2 tRNA genes are annotated in these 314 nt (G+C 44.9%); both read right to left on the bottom strand.

Annotated elements, in window-relative coordinates:
- Positions 1–115 precede the first annotated feature (115 nt).
- Positions 116–187: transfer RNA gene (locus tag DWW96_RS13795), tRNA-Glu, on the bottom strand.
- A gap of 37 nt (positions 188–224) precedes the next feature.
- Positions 225–296 (bottom strand) — tRNA-Asn (locus DWW96_RS13790).
- Positions 297–314 lie beyond the last annotated feature (18 nt).

Here is a 314-nt window from a genome sequence, read left to right as displayed (position 1 = left end):
GATGAACGGACTCGAACCGTTAACCTGCTGATTACAAATCAGCTGCTCTGCCAATTGAGCCACATCGGCATGTCTTTGCTTTCTTGTTTCCTTTTTCTGTTTCTTCTATCTTTAATGACTCCAAGGGGATTTGAACCCCTGTTACCGCCGTGAAAGGGCGGTGTCTTAACCGCTTGACCATGGAGCCTCATTTCTTCTCTGTTTACTTCCTTATACAATAAAAACTCCCCGAGTAGGGCTCGAACCTACAACCCCTCGGTTAACAGCCGAGTGCTCTACCATTGAGCTATCGAGGATTATTTCTTTTTTCTTTT

The organism is Eubacterium sp. AF17-7, assembly GCF_003461285.1.
Lineage (GTDB): Bacteria > Bacillota > Clostridia > Lachnospirales > Lachnospiraceae > Eubacterium_U > Eubacterium_U album.
Note: the sequence above shows the minus strand (reverse complement) of the source record. Positions and strands in the feature narration are given on the sequence as shown.